The sequence below is a fragment of the Leuconostoc rapi genome (genome assembly GCF_016908715.1).
In the GTDB taxonomy this organism is placed as follows: domain Bacteria; phylum Bacillota; class Bacilli; order Lactobacillales; family Lactobacillaceae; genus Leuconostoc; species Leuconostoc rapi.
In genome coordinates this window covers 1-24,842 of sequence record NZ_JAFBEK010000004.1, presented here as the reverse complement: position 1 = coordinate 24,842, position 24,842 = coordinate 1, and the positions used below count along the sequence as shown (strand labels likewise).

Below are 24,842 nucleotides of genomic sequence, written 5' to 3'. Positions count from 1 at the left end.
ATGTTTAAACAATGGATTCAAAATCAAAAGCGACGCTTGTACCTTAAACTTGGCCTCATTGGCACAATAGTCCTATCTCTGATCGTGATTGTGATGATGTGTGTGATGGTTTTTTCAACGCAAAACGCCGATTGCTGGAATGACGATACAACTATTGATGACGGTGGCTCAGTATTTGGTGGTGATTGGAAAGATCCTAATTCTGGCACCCACCATTACATCCAACATGCCATTGACCGTTTTCATAAAGAAGTTAAAATGTCTGGTGATAACATTGCCGCAGCCATTGCGATTGGTCTACGAGAAAGTGGCTTTAATCCCAAAGCCTATAATCCTTTAGGGCAAGTTAAAGGGATTTGGCAATGGGGAAGTGGGACGACTAACGGAGATCGTTATGGTAATACTGCCGATACTGTAAAAGCTCAGGTTCAACTAGCAATTAATGAGTTACACAGTACCCACAAAGCAACTCTAATTGATTTAGCAACAGCTAATAATATTAACAGTTCAATGGTCGCTTGGGATACTAAGTTTGAAGGTGTCGGCGTTAATGATCCACAACGTAAAGTTGCGGATACCGCCAAAACAGCAAAAGAAGTTAAGAAACTATTCAATTTAGACTATCCAGGAGACATTAATATCTTTGATGGGGGGAGCAATGACTCTGGGACCGGTGATACCTCAGATGACGCAAATTCAAGTGCGATTTCTGATGCCACGTGTGATACTGGTCTTGTGACTAATACAGATGGTCTGCCAGTGATGGGGAAATATCAAATCACTGGGGGTTATCCAAATTATGGTGGTTTAACAGGGGCAGAACATTATGGGGTCGATTTCCAAACTGTTGCGCACACGATGAATGGTGGTGAAAGTAATGTGTATGCCGTTCATGATGGCACAGTCGTTGCTAAGAGCTTTGATAATACAGGCGGAAATTGGCTTGTCATTCAAGGTACCGACAATGTCTACACCTATTATGGTCATGCGCCAACACAATCAGCAATTGTCGTCAACACCGGCGATAAAGTCAAAGCTGGTCAACACATTAGCCACGAAGGTCAAACGGGCGAAGCTACCGGTATTCATGTTCATTTCGCTGTCCAAACTAAAAGTCAGTATGGTTGGGCACCTGAGACTAAAGGCTTAAAATCACCAGGTGATTATCTAAAATTACCAAAACCAGCAGGCACGAACGTTGTTGTCCCAAGTGGACCGTTCAACTCTAGCACTGATAAAAGCAAATAAGGCGGGGTATGAAAATGACTAAAATGAAAAAAGGGGCAGTTGTGTCAGGGATATTAGCTGTCTTTGCAACCGCTATTGTGCTTGGTGGCACGTACTTGTATCAGAGTGAGATTAATAATGGCTATCCTGATACAAGGCATGTCGCAGACAAGATAAATTCATTGTCGCGTGATAGTCAAAAAACGACAGTCCTGGTCTTTCATAAACCTGGCTGTTCCGACTGTAAAAAAGCACGTCGTACGATCAAAAAAGCCATTCACGACAATCAAAATAAAATTAATTATATCGTGATTAACGTTAATAAAGATGAGTCACAGACTTATGTGGCTAAGTACGGGGTCACTCAAGTACCAACAGTGATTGTCCTCAAGGGTGACAGAGTCGTTGATAGTACCAGTTCAACAAATTCTAAAACAATTAGTCGCGTCACAGCAGGAGAAAAAGATGACAAAAATTAATTTAAAATGGGTTTATGCTTTTGTCTTGATACTGTCATTATTATTTTTAGCACAACAAGGTTTAGCCTATCAACGCCATGTCAAAAGCAATGACCTAGTTAAAAAAGAGATCAAGACAACTCAAGCAAAGTCGAATGATTATAAAATCCAAGCACAACAACTTAATAAGGTCAAAACAGCAGATATTCGCGACACGCAGGCCGTTGAAAAGACCGGCAATACTTTTCTTAAAGAAATGTTTGCATTGTTACCAAAACTCAATAAATCCGATGTGACGAGCAGTGTGGCCACCGATAAGGTAACGTCTGCTTTTCTGGGCGCAACCTTTGGTGGTGATGTCGATGAGGGTACGCCAACGTTTCATTTAGAAAGTAACGACATTGTTTATTCAACAGCCGCTAATGGATCAGGTCTTGGATTTGGGACTGTGAAGTATCAATTAGGCAAAACAGAAACCAGTACCACTTTATTGATGCATATTGAGAATGGCAAAATTACTGAACTACAAACTGGTGCTGTGAAAGATACCTCAGGAAGGAAATAATCATGACAAAAGTAACTAAAAAAATAGTCCTGATTTGGACTATTCCAATATTTCTGGTAATTGGTGGACTAGGCTTTTGGTTAGCCACACAAGTAGCTGTTAAAACGCATCAGACCGCCGCAAATGAATTAGCAGTGCAACAAAGTAAACTCATCAATAAGAAAGCAAAAGTTGGTACAGTACTAGATTCCAAGCAACCTAATGTGTCAGCCGCATCCACATTGCTTGATAAACTGTTTACGTGTGATTGGACAATTGCCTCTCAAAAGGAATTTGACGGCAAAGCCAAACAGATGACGGCTTATGTGAATCAGGATGTCGTCAAAAATAGTTTGGACTTTAAAGCGGATCCAGACAAAATGATTACACAAACTGGTGTTGTGATGACTTATGATCACATGGATTTCTTACCAACCTCAGCGAGCGCCACAGAAGTGAAGGGGAAGGTGATTGTCTTTGTTAAAAGCCACCTCAAGGACGCAAGTTATGCCACTACTCGTTTTGTTTACAATGTTAGCTACAACCCTAAAACTAATCTCGTGACACAACTAGATCGTATTGGTACTTATCAATTACAAAGTGACAGCAGTGTGCTGTAAAGGAGAATAATATGAATCACAATAAATTTAAAATTTTTAATCGATATGTTAAAAGATTTAGCACTTGGTCGTTTGCCATGGCAGGAACACTTTTCTTTAGCTTTACTTTTGTTGCAATGACAACAATTCCGACAATGACATCAAGTGACATTAGTAATGGGAGCCATATTTCTACTGTTAAAATTGCAGAGGCTATCCACATGTCTTTGGGTTTTTGGCAATTTATGTTTTGGCTTCCGATTGCCTGTGGACTAGTGATTACAATCATTGAAGGCTTGATAAACTATTTTGATTACAAACGTGAATTAAGAAAGGCTAGTAGTAACCTATGAAATTTATGAGATTAAATTCTAAAGGAAAAGTATATGACCTCGACAGATAAGATTAAAACAATATATGTCATAAAATTTCCTGATGGTCATTTTGTTTCTAATGATACGTTGTCATATGGCGAGGAGGTTATTGAACACATTGCGTTGACAAAAGACCTTCCTGGTTCATATAGTTTTACTAATCCTAACAGTTCCTTGCCTCGTGATTTATTGCATGCAGCTCAACAAATTAATGGAAATGCCAAATTGGAAAAAATAGTATTTGATCTAGAAACATTAGACAAAATAATAGCAGACCGTTCAGCCATTATTGAATATTCACCTAATTTATATTTAAAAAATAACGTGGCTATTCATATTCATCTTGACGATCCAACCATTACTCTGGAATTGACACCAAATATTAATGAAGCATATCATTATAAGCCTTTAGAACAGAAAATTTGTCAAGAGCACTATGCAACATTGTTTCTCAATGCAAAGTTCTACTCAGTGAAATACAACTGAAAATAATGTGGGAGAGGTAAAAGATGATTGAAACAGAATATATGAAACAAAAACTTCATGATGAGTTGTTGATATTTGAAGTCACTGACGGTTGGTTTTTGAACGCTAACGGTTTAACACAATTAAATATAGCGAGCCCTCAAGGCGCATTGAGTGTTATAGATGATCGATTTGAAGGATTTTATCGCGGATTAGATTGGACTTATGATACTGTCCAACTCACACCTAACCCTTTGGCAGCAATGCAATTTGAAAAGACAAATGAGGACTTTGCAGAAAGTGTTAAGGCTAACTTTCCCAGTGGTATTTTTAAAACAGTGTCACTAAATGCAACAATCAATGATGTGAAAAAAGTAAATAGCCAATGATGAACTTTACGAAATCAAAATTATCCTGAACATTTGTCTACTCAAAACCCATCCAATTGGATGGGCTTTTTTCTCGTAAATATTTCAATACGAGGGTGTTTTTGTTTTTAAAAAATCTAACTGTGGCGGTTTATGACTTTTATTCAATCCTTGTTATTCTGTACGTGTGTTAATAACACAACAATGAAAAGGAGGACTTTTTAAATGATAAAGTCAAATGTAAATAACAAGTTTCTATGGGAACGGCGGCCGATATCACGCTTGCAACAACTGTTAGCAGGATTAGTTGCTTCCTTACCAATGTGGCTACCAACCTTTGTCTCAGCGGATATTGGTGATGCTGCCAAAACAGGAGGAACGAAAATCATCTCTATTCTGTACATCGTGTTAATCGTCGTTGCTGCCATTGGTATATTAGGTGGGTTCATTATGCGCGCGACTGGGAATGAAAGACTGGCAGAAAAAAGTAACAGTAAATTGCTGCACGCATTCTTTGGTATTGGTGGTGGTGCGTTATCTGGGCTAATAGTGACATGGATTTGGCAAACTGCCACAACTGCTGGTGGCGGAAACGTCATCAACTGGCCGTTCTAAAGGAGGGATAGAGAGATGTTTGGCAAAAAAAAACAAACTAAATTGAGTGATCCTTTCTTTGCTCGCATTGAGCAATCTGAACTTAATCTTGAGGATGAGGTGATTCAGGAACTAGCAGAATCGAGTGGTATGACAGAGAACTGGCCAAATGTGTCACTTTCTGGCTTGCAAAAATTTGCTTCAGGATTGGTCAATGATGTCGTGCGTGCTGGTGATCATGACATTCAATTAGGAAACGTCACTTACTATGTCACCAACGATAAAGGACGTGCGGAGCCAACGGGTTTGAGTTGGGAGCGTGCAACGTTAACCGCTGGCTTTGAAAACATTGTTGTGAGTACAGCTGATCATATTTTTAACGACACTGACATTCGTCAAGATGAAGACATGTCTTACGATATTATTGTTGCAGCTTTGCAACCCTTGCTTGATGCTGCGGTTAGTGACGGTAGCTTATCACAAGATGATTTACCTGTTTTACCTACTGAGGATCAATTTCGTCAGGCTCGTGAAACGGGGGAAGTATTAGCTGTTGAGCCAAGTAAATTCCAACGCCCAGTGTCAGTGGTAGAAGCCTCAGTTACTGAAAATCCAAAGGCAATGGTAATTCCTCAAATGGAAAAACAAGCACCTGAGATTGAAACTCAAGCTGATTCTGCCATGACAAGTACTCGAATCGAAAGTCCTAGAACACAAGAATCCTTATCTGATAGTGAACAGACGCAAAAGTTAATTGATCGTGTGAATCTCGTCCCAAGCACTTTTGAGGTGAGTGATGTCAAAAATAATCTACCTGCTGAAAATGTCGATTATGTTCAAAGTCGTTTAAACTCAGACCGAGTTAAAGCAAATACTTTCCTGGAAGATACCAGCACGATTTACACGCAAAAGATACGACAAGTGATGACTGAGTTGCTGCAAAAACAACAACTCAAAATTAAGGCTACCGTTGATGAGATGCGTGAAACTGATGTGACACAAACCGTTGAAACACAACTCAAAGCAGAAAGAGTGAATGAGTTCGAAACGCGTTATGCGCAACGACATCAAGCCCGTGAAGTAGATTATCATACTGCTGTGACGGATGAAAACATGCGTCATGAAACGGCCTTAACAAGTCTTAAAAGCAACTACGTGAATGATTTAGAGTCATTGAAAGTATCAGTTTCTCAAGAACTAGATCATTGGTATCTTGAGCGTTCCAAGGTATTGCAGAATAATCTTCAAGCGACTGTTGATGACCAAGTATCTGAAGCCAAAGTTCAAGCGTATGAGATAACTGTTACCAGTCTTAAAGCAATGCGCGATGAACTCATGGCTCAAAATACCAAGTCATTAATGACTATGCAACAGAAGCTCGAAGAAGACATCAACACAAATAGGGGACAGTACCAAGAAGCGCACGAGAAAGCCTTGATTAGTGCAACACAGCTTGAAAGTGCAAAAACTCACTTTAATAATTTGAGTGATTTAGAGAAACAAATTCAAGTTTTGAAGCAATCTAATACGCAACTCGAACAGCAGCTGAAACTTAAAGAGGGTGGGGGAAACGACGAATTAGTTCAATTGCGACAACAACTTAATAATCTACAGGCTACATCATCACCAGATCAGACTAATCAACAATTGATGACCTTGTTAACGGCGCAAATGAAAACAAAACCTGCATCAAAGCAAGCAAACAAGTGGCAATCAACCGTCATTGGCCTGTTGGCAGTACTTGCCATTGGTGGTGTTGGCTTTGGTGGTTATGCGATGGCACAGCAAAAAAATGATACGTCAGCCCAATCATCAAAAACAGTATCAGCGAGTAGTCACAACGAAGGCAACGCAACGGTCATTTTAGCTCCTGAATCAAAAACGAACACAACATCTTCTCAAAGTAGCTCAACGAGTGGTTCTAGTAGTTCATCATCACAAGCAAACAGTTCATCGACTTTAGCTGACCGCTATCATGTCGGTGAGAATGTTGAAGCCACTATCAATGGTCAAATGGTTACAACACCAGTAGTGTCAGTGCAGGACAAGACCATCACCGTTCATCATGATGGTTATGATTATGTTGTCCCATTTGACAATTAAGCGGTGATGCTATGGCCATTAATCGTAAACAAATGCAGCATCGCCAAATAAATGGCAAGCCTAGCCGTCTTAAAAAAAGACGTCATCATACGATAAGAAAACGAATTAGAACCTATTGGTTTGTTTTCTTTGCAGTAATTGTTGTGGGTGTGGGTTATTGGTTGGGAAACAATTATATGCTATTGGAGAATCAAGCGATTGCTAGGCAATCACAGGGTCTTGCAAAAAAACAAAAAGTTAAAAGTGTGTCCGAAATGAAAAAAGCCATTGCTAATCAAGCAGTAGCCAAACCTGACTACTCAGGTACAAGTCAAAACTTGAGTCCTGATGAGATTAGGAAATTGGCGGATAGTCCGTTAGTCGAGTCCTTAAGAGCCTATGTACAAGTACCTAGTTATGGGATTAATGAACCAGTCTACGAAGGAACTAGCGCGCATGTCTTAGCGATTGGTGTGGGTATATTTGAACCAAATGTGACGTTTGGTCAAGGATATATTTCAGTATTTGGTCATAATATGGGAGACAGTCAAGCATGGCCAACAAAGTTTTCAGCGATGCAAAACATGACAAAAGCAAGTGTTGTCGGGCAAAAAATTCTTGCCAGTGATGGCAAAAAGCAATACACATATAAAATTACAAATTTTCAAAGCGGTGTGCCTGTCCAGATGCTTAATCAACAGGTTGCAGCTCATGAACAGGCTCACTTATCAAAACCAATGATTCAATTAGTTGCTTGTGATGAAGACGCTGATTTTCAAGCACACTTACGTGCGACCAATTATACAGATTTCACTTGCAATAAACGTTTAGTTTTAACGGGTATATTAGAATAGAAATTTTAGGAGAAAACAAATAATGAATTATTCAAAGAAACAACTTAAGCAATTAGCGGTAAATATGACTAATCGGAGTAAAAAAGGCTTAGCAGTAGGTGCCTTAGTGTTAACTATGGCACCAATGTTAGTACCTGTCGTAGCTAACGCTGATACGACAAATAATGCGCCAATTACCAAACAAGCTACGGCAAATTCTGTGCCGAAGTCATTATTAGATATTACGGGTCACAAAGGCGAAATACGTGCCATTAATAATGATAAAAATGGTATGGGCAAATTAATTGATGAAGGCAGTGATAAGATTAGTTTTTATCAACTTAATAATGATCCAGCAGGTGTGATGGTTGATGGTATTACCATTAAAAATTCAGGTGTTCAGTATAGTGGTGTGACAAGTGTTGTGGCAATGGTTGCCAAAGGACAATTTGCTTATTGTTTGCAAAATCAAAAGGGCAACCCAGTTAATCAAGATGTCGCATGGGACGCTAATTTGTCAAAATACGCGTCAGAACTTATTCAATGTGCCATGGTATTAGGTTATCCTAACGTCTCGAGTGCTGACTTGGGTGTGAGTGGCGATAATTCAGGTACACGTGCTTACGCGGTGACGCAATTAGCTATTTGGGCAGCTGAAAATGGAGGCAAGGTAGAAAATACTAACAAGCAAATGGTGGCGTTGTCTAGTTTGAAAGAAGATAGTGGCGGTGTAATTAAGGGTGCAAAGGCATTGTATGCTAAGGCACAAGCACTGGAAAAGGCGGGTGGTGTTGCCAGTTTGACTAAGGATACTCAAGCCGAAGAAAAAGCCAAAGCTGAAAAAGCGATGCAAGCTGATTTAGCTAAAGATGTTGCAGCCAAGACAGCTAGTGTGACTGCGCAAGTTGACAAGGACTTGGCTTCAAAAGAAACAGCTTCTAAAAGTACTATGACTGACTACATGAAAAAGCAGAGTACAGTAGCCATCAAAGATGCTCTGAAAGACGCACAAAAAGATGGTGATAGTGTTATCTCACAAGCTATGGTCAACTTTAGTGCTAAAGATTTACAGCCAACAGCAACGATAACCGGAACAAATACAAGTCAAGATAATACTTTCGTGTTCACGCCAAAGGCAACTATGCCAACATTTAAGGTCACATCAACAGACGTTCACAGTATCATCAAAGACAAGACCACAACATTGAAATTAGATAAGGGCTATACAGGCACTGTAAAGACGGTCGCTAGTGGCAAGATTAGTGTGGCCAATACAATTAGTGGTAAAGCCGACGATAAAATTGATACATTGACAGTTAAATTGAGTAAGGCCTTACCAAATGGTGCCACAATTACCCAAGATGGTCAGCAAATTAAAGTTAACCAAGACAATACAATTGTGGTTAAAAATGGCGTTGATCTTCAAGTTAACGTGCCAAAAGATGCAGCAACGGATACAAACGAATTGAGTTTTTCAATCATTGGACAATCTGTTGTGTCGTTAGCGGACTTCTTAGAAACAGCGACGACTAATTTAACAGGTGATGCGACAGTTCAAGCAAGCGCAAGTGATACAGCAACAGCGACAGAAACCTATACGTATCAGAAGGGCGCAACCGTTGATGTATCAGGGGCTAATGTGTCAAAAGACCCAAACAATCAGAATACGGGTGTGTTCATCATGAAGACACAAGCCACAACAGGCACGGATAAGGTTAATACGAATCAACCAGTCAAAGTGGACAAGACTAAGCCAGTAAAAGCCACGTATTCAGGGACAGACAAATTTGCAGTGAAGTCAAGTCAGACTAAGGAACGCAAAGCAGAAGCCAAAGCACCATTGACATGGACGAAGGCAGCAGCAAAAGATACAGCCAATACAGGCACTGGTTCAAGGTCATATGGCGCAATAATTGCCACAAGTTTAGCCTCAGTAATCGCTTTAATTGGTGCGTTTATCAAACGTGAACAAATCAAGTCGCTTTTTAATCGTAGTAAGCATACCGGAAAATAATGTGTTTCAGTCATATTAGGTCACTTTTAAGATTTTAAGCAAAAAAACCAAGCAATTGGCTTGGGGTACATAATTAACACCTATCGCCATGTCACAACAGATGATAAGAGAGGGTCGCACACTCAGAGCCCCTTCGGCACACAAGAAATGGTTATTAAGAATATAGGCAATAGAGCAATGTCATTAAATGGCATTGCTTTTTATCGATTGATCAATTATCAGTTGATCCCATTTGATATGAATTTCACAATATGCTAAAATTTAAATGGCTTAATTGATAGATTAGTAAGTAATTGTCGACAAAATTCAAACAAAAAATAATCATAACGCTTCATATTTTATCATCATTAAGTATTGAAACAGCTATATAATCAATTTATTCACTCAACCAATATCCAGTAATCAGTTGTGTCATTGACCTTGATGTTCTGTGGAACTGAGGCTCTTTACTGGTTATTTTTTTTGCATAGACAAACAATCAAGCTTGACAAGATGTATTGATACCCAGATAGCACAATGATTTAACTGCAATTTTGACGATCATTATTTGGATATAGTGTACTTATCATATATTTATCAATATCATATAGTTGCATTTATATTAGCCTGTATAACATACGTATAGTATAAAGATGTTAGCTAGTATAACCGTAGATATGTCCGTGTATATAACATCATTATATATGTCTGTTTTTTTCATCAAATTTTCCCTTGATACAAGATAAGCCCATTATAAATAGTAGGTTCTCGAGGAGAGTAAATATGCGACACTTTTGCCATTTAAAACATAACGAACGCGTCAAAATAGAAACTTTGCGACATGAGGGTCGCAGTTATGCCTATATTGCGAAGGTCGTCAATCGATCAGTTTCAACGGTTTATCATGAAGTCCATCGCAATACCATGCGACCTGATGTGACTAATAACACATCTATTTTCCCGTATAATGCAGATTGGGCACAGGTTCAAGCTGAGACGCGCCGACGTTTGGCATCCAGACGAAAAACTAAAATCACACGACATTGGCAAAATGTGATTAATGACTATCTTGAGCGTACTTGGTCCTTAGAACAAGTGGCTAAAGGTAGTCGCGTGCCTTATTCAACGAATACATTATATAATTATGCTCGTGATGGTTATCTAAAATATCGTCCAAAGACTTATCGTATCAAAAAGAAACGTCATTATCACGGTGCAACAACGGATCGGGCGTTATTTACAATCCACCATATAAGTTTAAGACCAAAAAAGGTTGAAGAACGGACAGAATTTGGTCATTGGGAAGTCGACGGGGTGGAAGGCCCTCGAGATAGTCAAGCCTTGTTGCTCACGTTTTTAGAGCGCAAGACGCGTTTTTTAGTGGCAGTTAAAGCCCGAAGTAAAACAAATAAATCAATCCGAGAAGCCATGGATTTCTTTTTTAAATTTTATAGTGACCAAGTCAAAAGCATGACGTTTGATCGTGGCAATGAGTTTACGAATACGACCAATGTTCTAACAGTGACGCATCAATATCATAAAAAGGTCTACTTTACTGACGCTTTTGCGCCATGGCAGCGTGGTTCGAATGAAGAGCGAAATAGGCGAATTAGAGATTTTTATCCTAAAGGCACAAGATTTACAACTGAATTACAGGTCCGAATAAACTCCGCAACAAAGCAAATAAATGATCGACCAATGCGTGTCTTAAATTGGCATACACCAACAGATAAATTTAACCTGTTGTCCAAGAAGACTAAGACGAATAAAGGCTAATTCGTTGTGTTAAAAGAGGCCACTATGTGACGAACCAATCCAAAGGGAGTGGTTTATTTGTGATGACATTTAGAAAAGAACAACGTTAGTAAAGAACAGGAGTGAAAAAAAACAAGGGAAACTTTTGTTTTTTTCTCAAAATGTCATTAAACTGTAATAAACACTATCAGCATTGATATGGCAAGCATGGCTCGCTAAAAGATAACCAAAAAAAAGATGAAAAGTGTGTCAATATTCTATTTGGGGTTGACATGTGCCAACATAAATTAGTTAACATAATATCGATAGTGCAATTTTAAAATGTTGATGTAACAGTGTTCTAGCAGACATGCCAGCACTTGACAAACTAACAAATGAGACGTATAATTTAGTGTAGTTCAATTCAAATGTCGCAGACTGTGGTTTGCGACATTTATTGTTGAAAGGTGGTCTATGGCAAGTAGAATTCCAGAAGCATTTATTGCTGAAGTGCGACAAAAAGTAAATATTGTTGATGTGATTGGTCAGTATACCGATCTTGTCAAGCGTGGTCGTCAGTGGACTGGTTCTTGTCCGTTTCATGACGATCGCCACCCGTCATTATTTGTTGAAGAGAATAAGCAAGTATTTAACTGTTTTTCATGTGGCCGGTCAGGGTCTGTGTTTTCTTTTATGATGGAGAAAGAAGGGCTTAGCTATCCAGAAGCTATTTTGGCATTAGCTGAGCAGGCTGATATAACAGTCGATAGTGGTATTTCTGCTAGTGTAACCCATCAAGTGGACGGCACAACACAAAGCATTTATCAATTACATACAGCAGCACAGCGTCTTTATCAGCACATACTACTTAACACAACGTCTGGAGAACAGGCATTAGCTTACCTTCATGATAAACGCCAATTAACTGATGATACCATTAAACAGTTCGGCATTGGTTTTGTACCGGAAGATAGTGCATTATTGAGTTATGCTAAAGATCAAAATATTTCTCCTGAAGTCATGACGGCCTCTGAACTTTTTATAACCAATACTCAAGGGGATTTGAGAGATCGCTTTTCGGGGCGAGTTGTTTGGCCAATTAAAACTGAACGTGGGCAAGTCGTTGGCTTTTCTGGTCGTGCCTTGAGTCATGATAATAAAATTAAATACATGAACAGCCCTGAAAGTCCATTTTTTACGAAGGGCAAAATTTTATATAATTTTGACTTGGCTAAAAATCATATTCGTCAGACAAATACAGTGATGATTTTTGAAGGATTTATGGATGTTATCTCTGCTGACATGTCTGGCAAATCAGTTGGTGTTGCAACAATGGGAACTGCGTTGACACGTGAACATGTTCAGCAGTTAGCACGTGTTGCTCAACGTATTTTGTTAGTATATGATGGTGATGAGGCAGGTCAAAACGCAGCACGTCGATCTATCAACCTTATTCATGAGCATGCTAAAAATATTGACATTGGTGTGGTCCATTTACCAGATAATCTCGACCCTGATGAAGTGCGCATTCAGCGTGGTTTGCAAGTATTACAACAGGTATTAGAACAAAACATTCAAACACCGGTTGAATTTTTAGTCAATGCAGCACGTTCTGGTAAAAACCTCAGCAATCAAGTACAATACTTGTCTTTTTTACAAGAAGTGATGGACACGTTAAAATTAGCGACACCAGTTGAGCAAGATATCCAATTAACACGCATTGCTAATGAATTTGGTACTGAAAAACAGGCATTACAGGCACAGTTAAAACAAAGTATTGATCAAAAGCCACAGCAAAGTCGTCATCGTACGACACGAGACGATTTTGCCATGGTTGAACCACCTGTCAATCATAACAATTTTGAAGCTGAAACGCCCATAAGCGTTACGATTAATCAAACCATTACGCAAGTCGAGCAAGCAGAGCGGGCGCTTTTGATGGCGATGATTAAGTCACCCCAGGTGATGCTGCGGGTGAAGGAAACAACTGGGTTTGCTTTTTTACATTCTGACTATCAACTGCTAATGATGTTAACTAATATTTACCAGGCACAAAATCCTGGCCCATTTAACCTTGCACAATATATGGATTTTATTCAAAAGCCAGAGTTAAATCAAAAAATTATGGCAATGGAGCGTACGTATGGCGACTTAGCCATTGAAAAAGAGGCTATTAGCGATTATTTACGTATTATTATGCAAGACGCGCCTATTGAAACACAGATTCATAAGTTACAGCAACTCATTGCTATTGCTAAGCAGCAACATGATGATACGAAGTTGTTACAGTTAATGACAGAATTGATTAATATCAAGAAAAAACAATCACAGTGATTCTGTGATCAGGAGTGTATGCGCATAGGGCACTCCTGATAAGCCCCTATGCTAGGAGGAAACAAGCAATGGCAACAATCTTATCGTCAAGTAAAATTTCAGACATCAAAGATTATCTAGATGAGCAAAACATCTCATATAATAGCCGTGCAAAAAAGGCCGAATTATTAGCCTTAGCACAGGGCAAAACACCAGAAGAGGCTGCGGCTGCAGGCAAAGCTTCAAAGCCTAAAGTTGCTAAAAAGTCTGGTATTATTAAAAATCCTGAATATGATAAAGCAGTGAAAGCTTTAATTGCCGAATATAAAGCAGCAAAAGCGATTACATATGTGGCTTTATCACAGCGTTTGGCTGAACCATTTAATTTAGATGGTGAAAATATTGAACGCTTAATGGAAAAAATTGAAGATGCTGGTGTAGCCATTGTTGATGAAAAGGGCGAACCAGCACCAGAAGTATTAAAAGCAAAGCAGAACAAGCCTTCCAAGGAAGAATTGGATCAAGCACAAGAGACACCAGCTGGTATCAAAATCAATGACCCTGTACGTATGTACTTAAAGGAAATTGGTCGTGTTAACCTCTTGAAAGGCGATGAAGAAATTAACATCGCCAAACGTATCGAAGATGGCGATGTTGAAGCTAAACAAGAATTAGCCGAGGCTAACTTACGTTTAGTTGTTTCTATCGCGAAACGCTATGTCGGTCGTGGTATGCAATTCTTAGATTTGATTCAAGAAGGTAACATGGGCTTGATGAAAGCTGTTGATAAATTTGACTATACCAAGGGATTCAAATTTTCTACATATGCCACATGGTGGATTCGTCAAGCGATTACACGTGCGATAGCCGATCAAGCGCGTACAATCCGTATTCCAGTGCACATGGTTGAAACAATTAATAAATTAATTCGTATTCAACGTCAGTTGTTGCAAGATTTAGGTCGTGAGCCATTACCTGAAGAAATCGGGGCAGAGATGGACTTAACACCTGATAAGGTGCGTGAAATTCTGAAGATTGCGCAAGAACCTGTTTCACTTGAAACACCTATTGGTGAAGAAGATGATTCACATTTAGGGGACTTTATTGAAGATAATGAAGCAGTTTCACCAGCTGATTCAGCAGCTTATGAAATGTTACGTGAACAACTTGAATCGGTTCTAGAGACATTGACAGACCGTGAAGAAAATGTCTTACGTTTACGTTTTGGCTTAGAAGATGGGCGAACACGAACATTAGAAGAAGTCGGTCGTGTATTCGGGGTAACTCGTGAACGTATACGTCAAATCGAAGCAAAAGCTTTACGTAAGTTACGTCATCCTAGTCGATCGAAGCAATTAAAAGATTTTATGGATGATGGCAATAACTAAAAATAGTCATTTATATTTCAAAACCGCGATCTCGTGGTTTTTTTTATTATCCTGTGGTATGCTGTTAAGTAGCGGTTCATCAACCTTCCCGCTTATAAAAAAACTAGGAGATTTTTATGTTACAAAATACGCTAGAACATGAAACAAACAGCCAAGCAAGGCATATTACATTAGTTGCAATCGTTGCCGCCATTTATGCTGCCATTACTTTTGTTATTCAACCGATTGCATTCGGGCCCGTTCAATTACGTGCTTCAGAGGGTTTGAATCATTTAGCTGCTTGGAATAAACGGTATATCATTTCATTAGGGCTAGGTGTCTTTATCGCTAACTTAGTGTCCCCATTGGGGTGGATTGATTGGGTATTTGGCACACTGGGCACAGTTATTATGACCAGTATCACATACTTATTAACATGTCGAGTTAAGCAAGCAGGGCTTAAAATTTTAATCAGTTCTATTGTCGTTGCAACGATAGGGATGGCGATACTAGCTGCAGAATTCACGTTGGCATTTAACATTGGTGCAAAAGGTGCCTTTCCGTCTGGGTCAACTGGTGGTATCATGTCACAATGGTTAGCATACTATTTAAGCGTTGTGCCGGGTGAAATTGTGTCATTAATTGTTGGTGGGGTTGTGATATATGCCCTAAGTAAGGTTATTGATTTAAATAAATAATGATTGAACAAAATTATACAAATAAAAATATATTGTTAACCGGTGCCGCATCTGGCATCGGTTTTTCGCAATTAGAAACGTACCTTAATGCAGGGGCAACTATTTACGCGTTGGATTCACATCAAATACCTATCAAGCATACAAGGTTACATGCGTTTCAAATTGATTTGAGTCAGCATGATCAATTAACTGTGTTGCTTCAAGAGTTAACTAATGTCGTTAACTTTGATATATTGCTCAATACCGCAGGCGTTTTAGATGACTATAAAAATTCATTAAGCACGTCCCTAACACAATGGCAATCAATATTAGATACGAACTTAACGCCAATGTTTATCTTGAGTAATGCTGTTTTACCTGCAATGTTAGCACGTGGACGAGGTCATATTATTAATATGGCTTCAATTGCTGGTTTTTCAGCTGGCGGCGGTGGTGCGTCGTATACGGCAAGTAAGCATGCCATTGTTGGCTACACCAAGCAACTGGCTTTTGACTACGCCTCAAAAGGTATACATGCTAATGCTATTGCGCCAGGCGCTATTAAAACGCCAATGAATCGTGCAGATTTTGCCGGTGATGCTGAAATGGCAAAGCAAGTGGCGGATCAAACACCTGCGAAACGTTGGGCGACAGCGCAAGAAGTAGCTGATCTGACGTTATATTTGACTAGTCCACAAGCTGATTACATTAATGGCATTGTTTTGCCGATTGATGGCGGGTGGACACTGGGTCATTAATTTAGTATGTTATCACTCAGTTAGGAGATGTAATATGTCGCTATTTGATGACATTGTCCATGACAAACAAAATATTGATTATACCAAGGCTGGTTTATTACCCATTTTTGTGACGCCACCAACTGCGGAAATATTAATCATTGGTCAAGCACCCAGTTTGCGGGTTCAAAGTAGTGGTATTATGTGGCATGATGCTTCTGGTGAACGGCTACGACATTGGCTGGGCATTGATGATAACACTTTTTATCATTCTGGTAAAATTGGTGTTTTACCAATGGATTTTTACTATCCTGGTAAAGCAAAATCTGGTGATAAGCCACCACGAAAGGGCATTGCGGAAACTTGGCATAGACAATTAATTGCTGAAATGCCAAATATTAAACTAACCATTTTGATTGGCGCTTATGCGCAAAGATACTATTTACCTATTGATAAAAAAGAAACAATAACACACGTCATTTCAGAATATCGTATCTTTTTGCCGAAATATTTTCCGATTGTGCATCCATCCCCGCGTAATAATATTTGGTTAAAAAAGAATCCTTGGTTTGAAGCAGATGTTGTACCAGAACTTAGGCGGCAAGTAGATCATATATTGAATCATTGATCCATCTCGAAAATATGTGCCATTGGTGGTGCCCATTTCTTTAAGAATGGTGCTATAATAAGGTCAAACATTTTTGTTTGACAGTAACGCAATATATTTTGGTAAAGGAGCAATTATAATGAAGGCAGCAGTATGGCATGATGTTAAGGATGTTCGCGTGGAAGACGTTGAACTGAAACCAGCCAAGGACAATGAAGTAGTTGTACGTGTTTCTTATGCAGGTATTTGTGGTAGCGATTTGCATGAATACCTTGAGGGACCAGTATTTATTCCTGTTAACAAGCCAGATGAATTGACTGGTGGTCAGGCCCCACTGACAATGGGTCACGAATTCTCAGGTGTGATTGAAAAAATTGGTACCGATGTGACACGCTTTAAGGTAGGAGATCATGTGTCAATTAATCCCACTGTAACCAAAGGTGTATCATCAGATGACTTAGATGTTTATGATGGCTACAGCTTTATCGGTTTGAGCACAGATGGTGGCTTTACATCGTTTGTCAACGTGCCTGAAGAAAATTTGTATCATTTGCCAGAAGACTTTTCATTAAAATTGGCTGCCACAATCGAACCAACAGCTGTTGCAGTGCAAGCTGTTAAAGAAGGCGGCCTTAAATTTGGTGAAAAAGTTGTTATATTTGGTGCCGGTCCAATAGGTGTTTTGGTAGCCGCTGCAGCAAAAGCCGCTGGTGCGACTAAAATCGTTGCAGTTGATTTGTCTGAAGTGCGTCTTAATAAAGCACTTGAAATGGGCGCCACTGATATTATAAATCCTAGTCAGGTCACTGATACGATTGCTGCAATTAAAGAAATCATACCAACTGGTGCTGACGTTTCCTTTGAAGTTGCAGGCGTTCAACCAACTTTCGAACAAGCCATCGATGCAACACGTGCGCGTGGTACAGTAGTTATTGTATCAATATTTGCTAGGCCAATTACCTTCAATCCAATGCAATTAACAAATGCTGGTGTTAAATTAACATCAACAATTGCTTATTCAAAAGAGACATTCGAGCAAACGGTAGAACTTGTCAGCAGCGGGCAAATTGATGTCAAGCCTGTCATTACTGACGTTATTGAATTAGATAATATTGTGTCAGATGGTTTTGAATCACTGACGCATGACAAATCACAAGCTAAAATTTTAGTTGACTTAACAAAATCATGAGATAAAAAGTAGTGAGTTTCTTTGGAAGCTGACTGCTTTTATATTACGGTGAAAAGTGTTAGAATTAAGCCAACGATAACTAGTTTATTCATTTAGAAAGGAGAATATTATGTCTGATGATGTGTACCAATTTACTGTTATGACAGAAGATGGCAAAACTTATTCTTTGGACAAATTTCGAGGACATCCAATGGTCATTGTCAATACTGCGACAAAATGCGGTTTTGCGCCACAATTTTCAGATCTTGAAAAGATCTATCAAACTTATCAAGATCAAGGATTAGTTATATTAGGATTTCCTTCTAATCAGTTCAAACAGGAACTAGATTCTAGTCATGAAGCTGCCCAAGCTTGTCAATTAACCTATGGTGTGACATTTCCAATGCATCACCTGATTGCCGTCAATGGTAAAAATACAGATCCGCTATTTAAATACCTCAAGAAAAATGCAGATAGCCCATTAGGAACAACGATTAAGTGGAACTTTACGAAATTTTTAATCAATCGTGAAGGGCATGTTGTCAAGCGTTTTGCCCCCAAAACGAACCCAGTTGATATGATACCGGATATTAAACGTGTTGTAGATCAAACAGCTTAATTCTTTATGTGATATTGACATGAATTGAAAACGCATCAAATCTGTTAAACATTTCCAACAGATTTGGTGCGTTTTTATATTGGGTTACCTCATAGAGATATTTCGTATATAATAAATGATGTAGAAGGAGATATATATGAACATCTTTTCGTCTTGGCAGAAACGCCAATTTTATCGTTACTTTGTCTTATTGGTTATTATTTTACTTATTTTCTTTTTAAGACAGTTTATGTCCTTGTTGTTACTAACAATTATATTTTCTTATTTGGCGATCAATGCGGCCAAGCGTTTATCACGGTTTTTAAAGTTATCGCGGACCTTATCAATTGTCGTAGTATATGCCATATTCATTGCGATTATTATATTGTCAATTAATCACGGTGCATCGACGGTTGTGCATCAAGTGAAAAGTATGATTACATTGACAATGGATTCCAGTTGGCATGCGGATGGTTTTTTAAGAGAAATCTATAAAAATGTTCATCAGTATATTAATTCTCTTAATACGGATCAATTGATCTCTAAAGGTTTCTCCCAGTTAAATCAAGTGGGACATGTGCTTTATGAATTAGTATTGGCGCTCCTGTTTAGTTTTATATTTAGTATGACCTACCCGCAACTGAAATCTTGGTCACTACATTTTTTACACAGTCCATATAAAAAATTTTTTGGCGAATTTTACATTATTGTTCATCGGTTTATTCTAATTTTAGGACGTTTGTTTGAAGTGCAGTTGATGATTGGTATGATTAACACGATTGCAATGGTTATTGTCCTATACTTTTTGCATTTTCCTTACCTGATAGGATTTACAATTTTGATTTTTATCTTAGGATTAATTCCTGTTTTCGGCGTAGTTATTTCTTTAGTGCCTTTAGCAATTACGGCATTTATCATCGGCAATTGGCATACGGTCTTGGTTATTTTAATCGCAGTTGCATGCATTCATTTTCTTGAATCTTATTTTTTGCATCCACATTTTATGTCGCAACGAACACATATGCCGATACTCGTTATTTTACTGAACCTGATTATTATGGAAAAAATATTTGGCGTATGGGGGTTGGTTATTGGATTACCCATTTTAACCTTTTTGTTAGATTTTTTCCGTATTCAAAAATTTCATAGTCAATAATGTTATTGATCGGTCTGGTCAATCATTTTGGAGGTGTCTTATTAAAAACTTTATTCAAACAAAACGTGGTAAACAGATAGATGTCGATCTGAATGAATTATTAGCACATCATTTGTTAGTAGTGGGAGCAACGGGTAGTGGCAAATCTACTTCTATGCTTAGTTTAGTTGAACAGCTACAAAAAGCGGGTCAAACGACTATTATTTTTGATGCAACGGGTGAGTATCGACATCTTGATCATGCGGTTGTTTATCAATTAGGTGTAAATGCTAATTTACAAATGGCAGATTTGAATAATGATGCTGTGGCAAGCATATTGGCGATTAAATCTGAGACCTTGAAACATAAATTAGAAGCTGCAATACAGTCTTTAAAGATTCAACAAAATGTTGTGGCATCAACTGGCACATACCTTAAACTAAATAAATCAATTGCTGTATTTAATGAACAAATCCAGACGCTTGTGATGTCTGGAAAAGATTATAATCCAGCGATGTTATCCGACCAAATAATTGAAGAATTCATTATACCTTCAACTAATGACGTACCTGACTTTAATTTGTTAGGGCAACAATACAATTATCCTAGTATTCAACATTTCTGGGATAACATCATACACGCTAAGCTGTTGCTTACTAATGACCGTCTGCAACGCATTTATGGTATACGCAATAGTGTTAGCTATAATTATCCATCACAACCAATGGTGACACAAACGGACCTTAATTATGTATTGAAGCTTTTTTCGCGTTTAGCAAGTAAAAATCGCTCATTAGTGATTGATGTTAGTGCGTTGGCGGTAGGCACTGAAAGTAGCCAAACAGTGATATCGATACTGCTTAAACAGTTGCTCGATATTCGATCAAAAAATTCAGATCGTCTGCCACTAACAATTTTTCTCGATGAGGCGCATCGCTATATACCAAATCATCCTTCAGATCTGATGGATTCTGGCATTTTTAAAATTTTGAGAGAAGGTAGAAAGTATGGTATTTATACTGTGCTCTCAACACAATCACCTTTAGACCTGCCAGTACAACTAAGGGGGCATTTTGGCAGTTATTTAGTGCATAAATTGCAAGATCAAGCAGAAATTAGCGCTATTCTTGGGAAATATAATAAAGAAAAAATCGCACACCTAGCAGTTGGTTCTGGTATGTTGAAATTATTTGGCAAGAAGAAAGCCAAGCAAGTGACTGTTATCAAGCCACAAGCATTGCATGATACAGCATCCCCAAGATTTTAAGGGCGATTTTTGGCGAAAAAATATTCATTTTTTCAAGAGGAATAGGCGGTTTAAAAATTTAATCAGATTGCTGCAAGATAAATATAACATTGTAAGAAACAGGCAAGGGCGACACACCCTTGCCTGTTTCTTGGTATTTTTTTAGTCTTGCGTTAAAACAAGGTTCAAAGATGAGTTTTACTTATGTTAGGCACCAAGCGAATTAGCTGCATGATGAAAAAAATTGTTATATAATGACCAATATAAACAGTAAAGGAGATAAATCGTATGGTAATTGACCAAGAACAGGTAACAAAAATTAATACTAGGGCAAGTAAATTGGGTATTGGTACTAACAAAGTGGGTGGGCACAATTTATTTGACGGTCTTGATGATCATGATGGTTATGAGGTTGTTAAAGAAGCCTTAGATTCTGGTGTACAGATGATTGACACAGCTTATATGTACGGCTTAGGTCGCTCTGAAGAAATCATTGGCGAAGCAATTAAAGGTTACCCAAGGGAAAATTTTAAAATTGCAACGAAAGCAGCTCAAGATCCAAAGAATAATTTATCGTTGAACAACGATCCTATTTTTTTGAAAAAAGCTGTTGACGATGCGCTACAACGACTCCAAACAGACTACATTGACATTTTTTATATTCATTTTCCAGATGAAAAAACACCGAAAGATGAGGCAGTAGCCGCATTAAATGAGCTGAAAAAAGCAGGTAAGATTCGCGCGATTGGTGTGTCTAATTTTAATCTAGCGCAGATTAAAGAAGCTAACAAAAACGGTCAAGTGGATTATGTTGAAGATCATTATAATCTCGTTCATCGTGACGTTGAAAAGACAGTTTGGCCATATTTAAAAGAGAATCATATTCAATTTGTGCCATATTTCCCATTAGCATCAGGTTTGTTGACTGGGAAATATACCATAGAGGATGCGAACAAGTTCAGTGGATGGGCGCCTGATGCTTTTGAAGTTATTATTAATAATTTAGAAAAAATCAAATCAATATCTGAAAAACATCAGGCAACAGTCGCACAAACCATCTTATCTTGGTATATCGCTAATCCAGAAATTAGTGTGGTGATCCCTGGTGCTCGTGTTCCTGAACAAGTAGCTAACAACGTAGCTGCTTTAAAAGTAACCTTGTCACCACAAGAATATCAAACGATTGATCATTTATTTGGTCAATTCTAACGTAGTAAACCAAACAAGCTTTTTGATAAGCTTGTTTTTTTGTATGAAAAATTTAAGTCATTGATTAAAGATAGGGTTATTTACATATTGGCGATTTTCTTCACTTGATTGTTACGCGATAAAGATAATATATTTACATGAACTTGCTATAGTGGGTTTGTTAACAAAGCTAATTAACATCGATGTTCAATGAAAGAGGGAATATAAGCGCAAATGTCTATTGAATTACAGCACATAAAAAAGACCTATGCTAATGGTGAGGAAGTCTTAACCGACATTAACGCGACAATCGAAGATGGTCAATTTTACATTTTAGTTGGTGCATCAGGATCAGGGAAAAGTACAATTCTCAATGCAGTCGCAGGCTTTTTACCAATTGATTCAGGACAGGTTATCATAAATGATCAAGATGTCACGACGCTACCACCTAAAAATAGACATTTATCGATGGTTTTTCAAAACTATGCGTTGATGCCGAATTTGACAGTTTCGGAAAATATTGTTTTCGGCTTGTCCGCACGACATGTTAGTAAGGAAATTAAAGCAAAAAAATTACGCGAAGCACTAAGCTTAGTTCATTTAGAAGACTACCAAGATAAACGGCCTGGAAATTTATCAGGTGGACAAAGACAGCGTGTGTCGCTTGCTAGAGCTTTGGTTTCTGAGGCTAAAATTGTTTTAATGGACGAGCCGTTGTCTAATTTGGATGCGAAACTGCGAGCAGAAATGAGAAAAGAAATACGGACGCTGCAACAACAATTAGGGTTAACCGTTATATATGTGACACACGACCAAACGGAAGCTATGACAATGGGCGACCAAGTCATGTTATTGAATCAAGGTAAAATTGAACAAGTTGGGGCACCGCTTGAACTCTACAATCATCCCGTCAATACATTCGTTGCTGATTTTTTTGGTTCACCAGCAATTAACTTACTATCAGTTGAAATTGATCAGAATAAACTCACGCTAAGTAATGGTATAACGTTGCAACTGAACGGTCCAATTAAAAGTGGCTCATATCAAATAGGAATTCGACCAGAAAATGTTGTTTTAACACCAACAGGACGATTTTCAGGTGTGATTGCTCAAATTGAGCCTTTGGGTGATGGCACAAATATTGCGATTGATATGAAGTTGCCCAACTTAATCAGGATAAAATTAAACGAACAAACGTCACTCAAACTTGGTGATTCAGTGACATTTGATATATTAAACACGAAGGCTATGATTTTTAATTCTGATGGGCAACGGATGACTATTGGAAAGGAATCATTGGTGGTGAGTTAAATGATGATTAGTCAGGCACGCCATCAGGCGCAGCAGAGTCAAGCTAAAGTCAAGGCAACAAAACCAAAATATAGGCAAGGTGTTTTAGGGTTTTTACTACTGCTACCATCTGTTTTAGTTCTCGGTGTGTTTGTATTTTATCCGATGGTTAAAACATTATGGTTAAGCACACAATTAACAGATTTAGCTGGTCATCCGATTAAGTTTATTGGCTTAAGAAATTTTCGTAATTTAATACTATCGGATAGCTTCATTACGTCGTTTACTGTGACAGTTGTTTTCGTTGTTTTTACAACGTTTTTGACAATTATAATATCCTATATGTTAGCGATATTTGCTAGTCAACGTATCCGAGGCATAGCTGTTTTCAGAACAATATTTTCTTCAACCATGGGTGTTTCCGTCACAGTGGCTTCAATTTTGTGGTTATTTATATTTAATCCGCAAATCGGATTATTAAGTAAACTATTGTCTCAGTTGCATTTACCACCAATTAACTGGTTATCAGATCCCATTTGGTCATTAGTAGCCATTATTGGGACGACTGTTTGGATGAATCTTGGCTTTGCTTTCTTAGTGTTGTTAGGTGCTATACAAGCAATTTCGGAAGACTTATATCGTGTAGCCGATTTAGATGGTGCTTCTAAATTGTTGCGACTTCGTAAAATTACTTTGCCGGCTACAAAGCCAACCACCTTTTTTGTGACAGTGGTCACCCTAATTAATGCATTTCAAACATTTGGTCAGGTAGACATTTTAACAGCAGGTGGGCCAGATTATCATACTAATTTATTAGTTTATGCAATTTATCAAGATGCTTTTGTTAACCACAGCGTAGGCCGGGCTAGTGCACAATCAGTTATTCTAACACTTATTATTATGTTATGTACGGTAATTCAATTCAGAGTGAATAAAAGAAGGGCGGATAAAAATGCAAAGTAACGCCATTCAAAAAACGATACGATTTACTGGGCTAACAGTTATAGCTATAGTTCTGATACTACCGTTGCTGCTGGGATTATCATTAAGTCTGTCATCAAGTGCATCTATTGCCCAAGGAAATTTGATTCCCAACCACCTTGTATTGAATAACTACGTTCAGGTATTTACAACAACACCGATGTTAAAATGGTAGATTGCAAGAATTAACCGAACACTGCAAACTGCTGAAAAACCTTTCGTGGTGATTGCCAGTTGAGTGTTTTCATTGGTCTCGCATTGATC

25 protein-coding genes and 1 riboswitch are annotated in these 24,842 nt (G+C 38.3%); all 25 genes read left to right on the top strand.

The features are described from left to right. The 25 genes from JOD28_RS05100 (at position 1) to JOD28_RS04980 (ending at position 24,753) form a co-directional block, all read left to right on the top strand. Complete coding sequence (locus tag JOD28_RS05100) at positions 1-1,248, top strand: phage tail tip lysozyme (protein WP_204769798.1); 1,248 nt, start codon at positions 1-3, stop codon at positions 1,246-1,248. Positions 1,249-1,262: 14 nt separating this feature from the next. Further along, the gene (locus JOD28_RS05095; RefSeq protein ID WP_204769797.1) at positions 1,263-1,706 is read left to right on the top strand and encodes a thioredoxin family protein; all 444 of its coding nucleotides are present in this window, start codon (positions 1,263-1,265) and stop codon (positions 1,704-1,706) included. After that, positions 1,693-2,250: a hypothetical protein gene (locus JOD28_RS05090; protein WP_204769796.1), complete on the top strand. Its 558-nt coding sequence runs from the start codon at positions 1,693-1,695 to the stop codon at positions 2,248-2,250. Before JOD28_RS05095 ends, JOD28_RS05090 begins: the two co-directional genes overlap by 14 nt. Before the next feature lie 2 nt (positions 2,251-2,252). After that, the gene (locus JOD28_RS05085) at positions 2,253-2,849 is read left to right on the top strand and encodes a hypothetical protein (protein WP_204769795.1); all 597 of its coding nucleotides are present in this window, start codon (positions 2,253-2,255) and stop codon (positions 2,847-2,849) included. A gap of 11 nt (positions 2,850-2,860) precedes the next feature. Continuing rightward, the gene (locus JOD28_RS05080; RefSeq protein WP_204769794.1) at positions 2,861-3,181 is read left to right on the top strand and encodes a hypothetical protein; all 321 of its coding nucleotides are present in this window, start codon (positions 2,861-2,863) and stop codon (positions 3,179-3,181) included. 33 nt (positions 3,182-3,214) lie between these two features. After that, positions 3,215-3,688: a hypothetical protein gene (locus tag JOD28_RS05075; protein WP_204769793.1), complete on the top strand. Its 474-nt coding sequence runs from the start codon at positions 3,215-3,217 to the stop codon at positions 3,686-3,688. 23 nt (positions 3,689-3,711) lie between these two features. Further along, positions 3,712-4,056 (top strand): hypothetical protein, encoded by a 345-nt coding sequence (locus JOD28_RS05070; RefSeq protein WP_204769792.1) that lies wholly within the window; start codon positions 3,712-3,714, stop codon positions 4,054-4,056. Between the two features lie 204 nt (positions 4,057-4,260). Further along, positions 4,261-4,650, top strand: coding sequence for a hypothetical protein (locus tag JOD28_RS05065; protein WP_204769791.1), 390 nt, complete (start codon positions 4,261-4,263; stop codon positions 4,648-4,650). A 15-nt stretch (positions 4,651-4,665) separates the two neighbouring features. Then, positions 4,666-6,732, top strand: a complete 2,067-nt coding sequence (locus JOD28_RS05060) for a GumC domain-containing protein (RefSeq protein WP_204769790.1) — start codon at positions 4,666-4,668, stop codon at positions 6,730-6,732. Positions 6,733-6,743: 11 nt separating this feature from the next. Beyond that, on the top strand, positions 6,744-7,565 hold the full coding sequence (locus JOD28_RS05055) for a sortase domain-containing protein (protein WP_204769789.1): 822 nt from the start codon (positions 6,744-6,746) through the stop codon (positions 7,563-7,565). Between the two features lie 22 nt (positions 7,566-7,587). Continuing rightward, entirely contained in the window at positions 7,588-9,558 is a 1,971-nt protein-coding gene (locus JOD28_RS05050) for a thioester domain-containing protein (protein WP_204769788.1), read from the top strand. A 762-nt stretch (positions 9,559-10,320) separates the two neighbouring features. Further along, the gene (locus JOD28_RS05045; RefSeq protein ID WP_204769787.1) at positions 10,321-11,313 is read left to right on the top strand and encodes an IS30 family transposase; all 993 of its coding nucleotides are present in this window, start codon (positions 10,321-10,323) and stop codon (positions 11,311-11,313) included. A 432-nt stretch (positions 11,314-11,745) separates the two neighbouring features. Further along, a complete protein-coding gene (dnaG, locus tag JOD28_RS05040) occupies positions 11,746-13,605 on the top strand; it encodes a DNA primase (RefSeq protein ID WP_204769786.1) in 1,860 nt (619 codons plus the stop codon). 68 nt (positions 13,606-13,673) lie between these two features. Continuing rightward, entirely contained in the window at positions 13,674-14,972 is a 1,299-nt protein-coding gene (gene rpoD, locus JOD28_RS05035; protein WP_204769785.1) for an RNA polymerase sigma factor RpoD, read from the top strand. A gap of 65 nt (positions 14,973-15,037) precedes the next feature. Then, positions 15,038-15,085, top strand: a riboswitch (PreQ1 riboswitch). Positions 15,086-15,088: 3 nt separating this feature from the next. Beyond that, entirely contained in the window at positions 15,089-15,649 is a 561-nt protein-coding gene (locus tag JOD28_RS05030) for a QueT transporter family protein (RefSeq protein WP_204769784.1), read from the top strand. Further along, positions 15,649-16,386: a 3-oxoacyl-ACP reductase gene (locus JOD28_RS05025; RefSeq protein WP_204769783.1), complete on the top strand. Its 738-nt coding sequence runs from the start codon at positions 15,649-15,651 to the stop codon at positions 16,384-16,386. The genes JOD28_RS05030 and JOD28_RS05025 overlap by 1 nt, the downstream gene beginning before the upstream one ends. Before the next feature lie 34 nt (positions 16,387-16,420). Beyond that, positions 16,421-16,993, top strand: coding sequence for a uracil-DNA glycosylase family protein (locus JOD28_RS05020; protein ID WP_204769782.1), 573 nt, complete (start codon positions 16,421-16,423; stop codon positions 16,991-16,993). A 118-nt stretch (positions 16,994-17,111) separates the two neighbouring features. Next, a complete protein-coding gene (locus tag JOD28_RS05015; protein ID WP_204769781.1) occupies positions 17,112-18,161 on the top strand; it encodes a 2,3-butanediol dehydrogenase in 1,050 nt (349 codons plus the stop codon). Positions 18,162-18,270: 109 nt separating this feature from the next. Then, positions 18,271-18,759, top strand: coding sequence for a glutathione peroxidase (locus JOD28_RS05010; protein ID WP_204769780.1), 489 nt, complete (start codon positions 18,271-18,273; stop codon positions 18,757-18,759). A gap of 136 nt (positions 18,760-18,895) precedes the next feature. Beyond that, complete coding sequence (locus JOD28_RS05005; protein ID WP_204769779.1) at positions 18,896-19,894, top strand: AI-2E family transporter; 999 nt, start codon at positions 18,896-18,898, stop codon at positions 19,892-19,894. Continuing rightward, the gene (locus JOD28_RS05000) at positions 19,884-21,140 is read left to right on the top strand and encodes an ATP-binding protein (RefSeq protein WP_338087867.1); all 1,257 of its coding nucleotides are present in this window, start codon (positions 19,884-19,886) and stop codon (positions 21,138-21,140) included. The genes JOD28_RS05005 and JOD28_RS05000 overlap by 11 nt, the downstream gene beginning before the upstream one ends. A 267-nt stretch (positions 21,141-21,407) precedes the next feature. Next, entirely contained in the window at positions 21,408-22,328 is a 921-nt protein-coding gene (locus tag JOD28_RS04995) for an aldo/keto reductase (protein ID WP_204769778.1), read from the top strand. Positions 22,329-22,541: 213 nt separating this feature from the next. Continuing rightward, entirely contained in the window at positions 22,542-23,618 is a 1,077-nt protein-coding gene (locus JOD28_RS04990) for an ABC transporter ATP-binding protein (RefSeq protein ID WP_204769777.1), read from the top strand. After that, entirely contained in the window at positions 23,619-24,560 is a 942-nt protein-coding gene (locus JOD28_RS04985) for a carbohydrate ABC transporter permease (protein WP_204769776.1), read from the top strand. After that, a complete protein-coding gene (locus tag JOD28_RS04980) occupies positions 24,550-24,753 on the top strand; it encodes a hypothetical protein (protein WP_239531110.1) in 204 nt (67 codons plus the stop codon). Before JOD28_RS04985 ends, JOD28_RS04980 begins: the two co-directional genes overlap by 11 nt. Positions 24,754-24,842: the final 89 nt, after the last annotated feature.

Coding starts and splice junctions, on each gene's coding strand:
- JOD28_RS05100 (WP_204769798.1), top strand. CDS start 1: ATGTTTAAACAATGGATTCAAAATCAAAAGCGACGCTTGTACCTTAAA.
- JOD28_RS05095 (WP_204769797.1), top strand. CDS start 1,263: ATGACTAAAATGAAAAAAGGGGCAGTTGTGTCAGGGATATTAGCTGTC.
- JOD28_RS05090 (WP_204769796.1), top strand. CDS start 1,693: ATGACAAAAATTAATTTAAAATGGGTTTATGCTTTTGTCTTGATACTG.
- JOD28_RS05085 (WP_204769795.1), top strand. CDS start 2,253: ATGACAAAAGTAACTAAAAAAATAGTCCTGATTTGGACTATTCCAATA.
- JOD28_RS05080 (WP_204769794.1), top strand. CDS start 2,861: ATGAATCACAATAAATTTAAAATTTTTAATCGATATGTTAAAAGATTT.
- JOD28_RS05075 (WP_204769793.1), top strand. CDS start 3,215: ATGACCTCGACAGATAAGATTAAAACAATATATGTCATAAAATTTCCT.
- JOD28_RS05070 (WP_204769792.1), top strand. CDS start 3,712: ATGATTGAAACAGAATATATGAAACAAAAACTTCATGATGAGTTGTTG.
- JOD28_RS05065 (WP_204769791.1), top strand. CDS start 4,261: ATGATAAAGTCAAATGTAAATAACAAGTTTCTATGGGAACGGCGGCCG.
- JOD28_RS05060 (WP_204769790.1), top strand. CDS start 4,666: ATGTTTGGCAAAAAAAAACAAACTAAATTGAGTGATCCTTTCTTTGCT.
- JOD28_RS05055 (WP_204769789.1), top strand. CDS start 6,744: ATGGCCATTAATCGTAAACAAATGCAGCATCGCCAAATAAATGGCAAG.
- JOD28_RS05050 (WP_204769788.1), top strand. CDS start 7,588: ATGAATTATTCAAAGAAACAACTTAAGCAATTAGCGGTAAATATGACT.
- JOD28_RS05045 (WP_204769787.1), top strand. CDS start 10,321: ATGCGACACTTTTGCCATTTAAAACATAACGAACGCGTCAAAATAGAA.
- dnaG (WP_204769786.1), top strand. CDS start 11,746: ATGGCAAGTAGAATTCCAGAAGCATTTATTGCTGAAGTGCGACAAAAA.
- rpoD (WP_204769785.1), top strand. CDS start 13,674: ATGGCAACAATCTTATCGTCAAGTAAAATTTCAGACATCAAAGATTAT.
- JOD28_RS05030 (WP_204769784.1), top strand. CDS start 15,089: ATGTTACAAAATACGCTAGAACATGAAACAAACAGCCAAGCAAGGCAT.
- JOD28_RS05025 (WP_204769783.1), top strand. CDS start 15,649: ATGATTGAACAAAATTATACAAATAAAAATATATTGTTAACCGGTGCC.
- JOD28_RS05020 (WP_204769782.1), top strand. CDS start 16,421: ATGTCGCTATTTGATGACATTGTCCATGACAAACAAAATATTGATTAT.
- JOD28_RS05015 (WP_204769781.1), top strand. CDS start 17,112: ATGAAGGCAGCAGTATGGCATGATGTTAAGGATGTTCGCGTGGAAGAC.
- JOD28_RS05010 (WP_204769780.1), top strand. CDS start 18,271: ATGTCTGATGATGTGTACCAATTTACTGTTATGACAGAAGATGGCAAA.
- JOD28_RS05005 (WP_204769779.1), top strand. CDS start 18,896: ATGAACATCTTTTCGTCTTGGCAGAAACGCCAATTTTATCGTTACTTT.
- JOD28_RS04995 (WP_204769778.1), top strand. CDS start 21,408: ATGGTAATTGACCAAGAACAGGTAACAAAAATTAATACTAGGGCAAGT.
- JOD28_RS04990 (WP_204769777.1), top strand. CDS start 22,542: ATGTCTATTGAATTACAGCACATAAAAAAGACCTATGCTAATGGTGAG.
- JOD28_RS04985 (WP_204769776.1), top strand. CDS start 23,619: ATGATGATTAGTCAGGCACGCCATCAGGCGCAGCAGAGTCAAGCTAAA.
- JOD28_RS04980 (WP_239531110.1), top strand. CDS start 24,550: ATGCAAAGTAACGCCATTCAAAAAACGATACGATTTACTGGGCTAACA.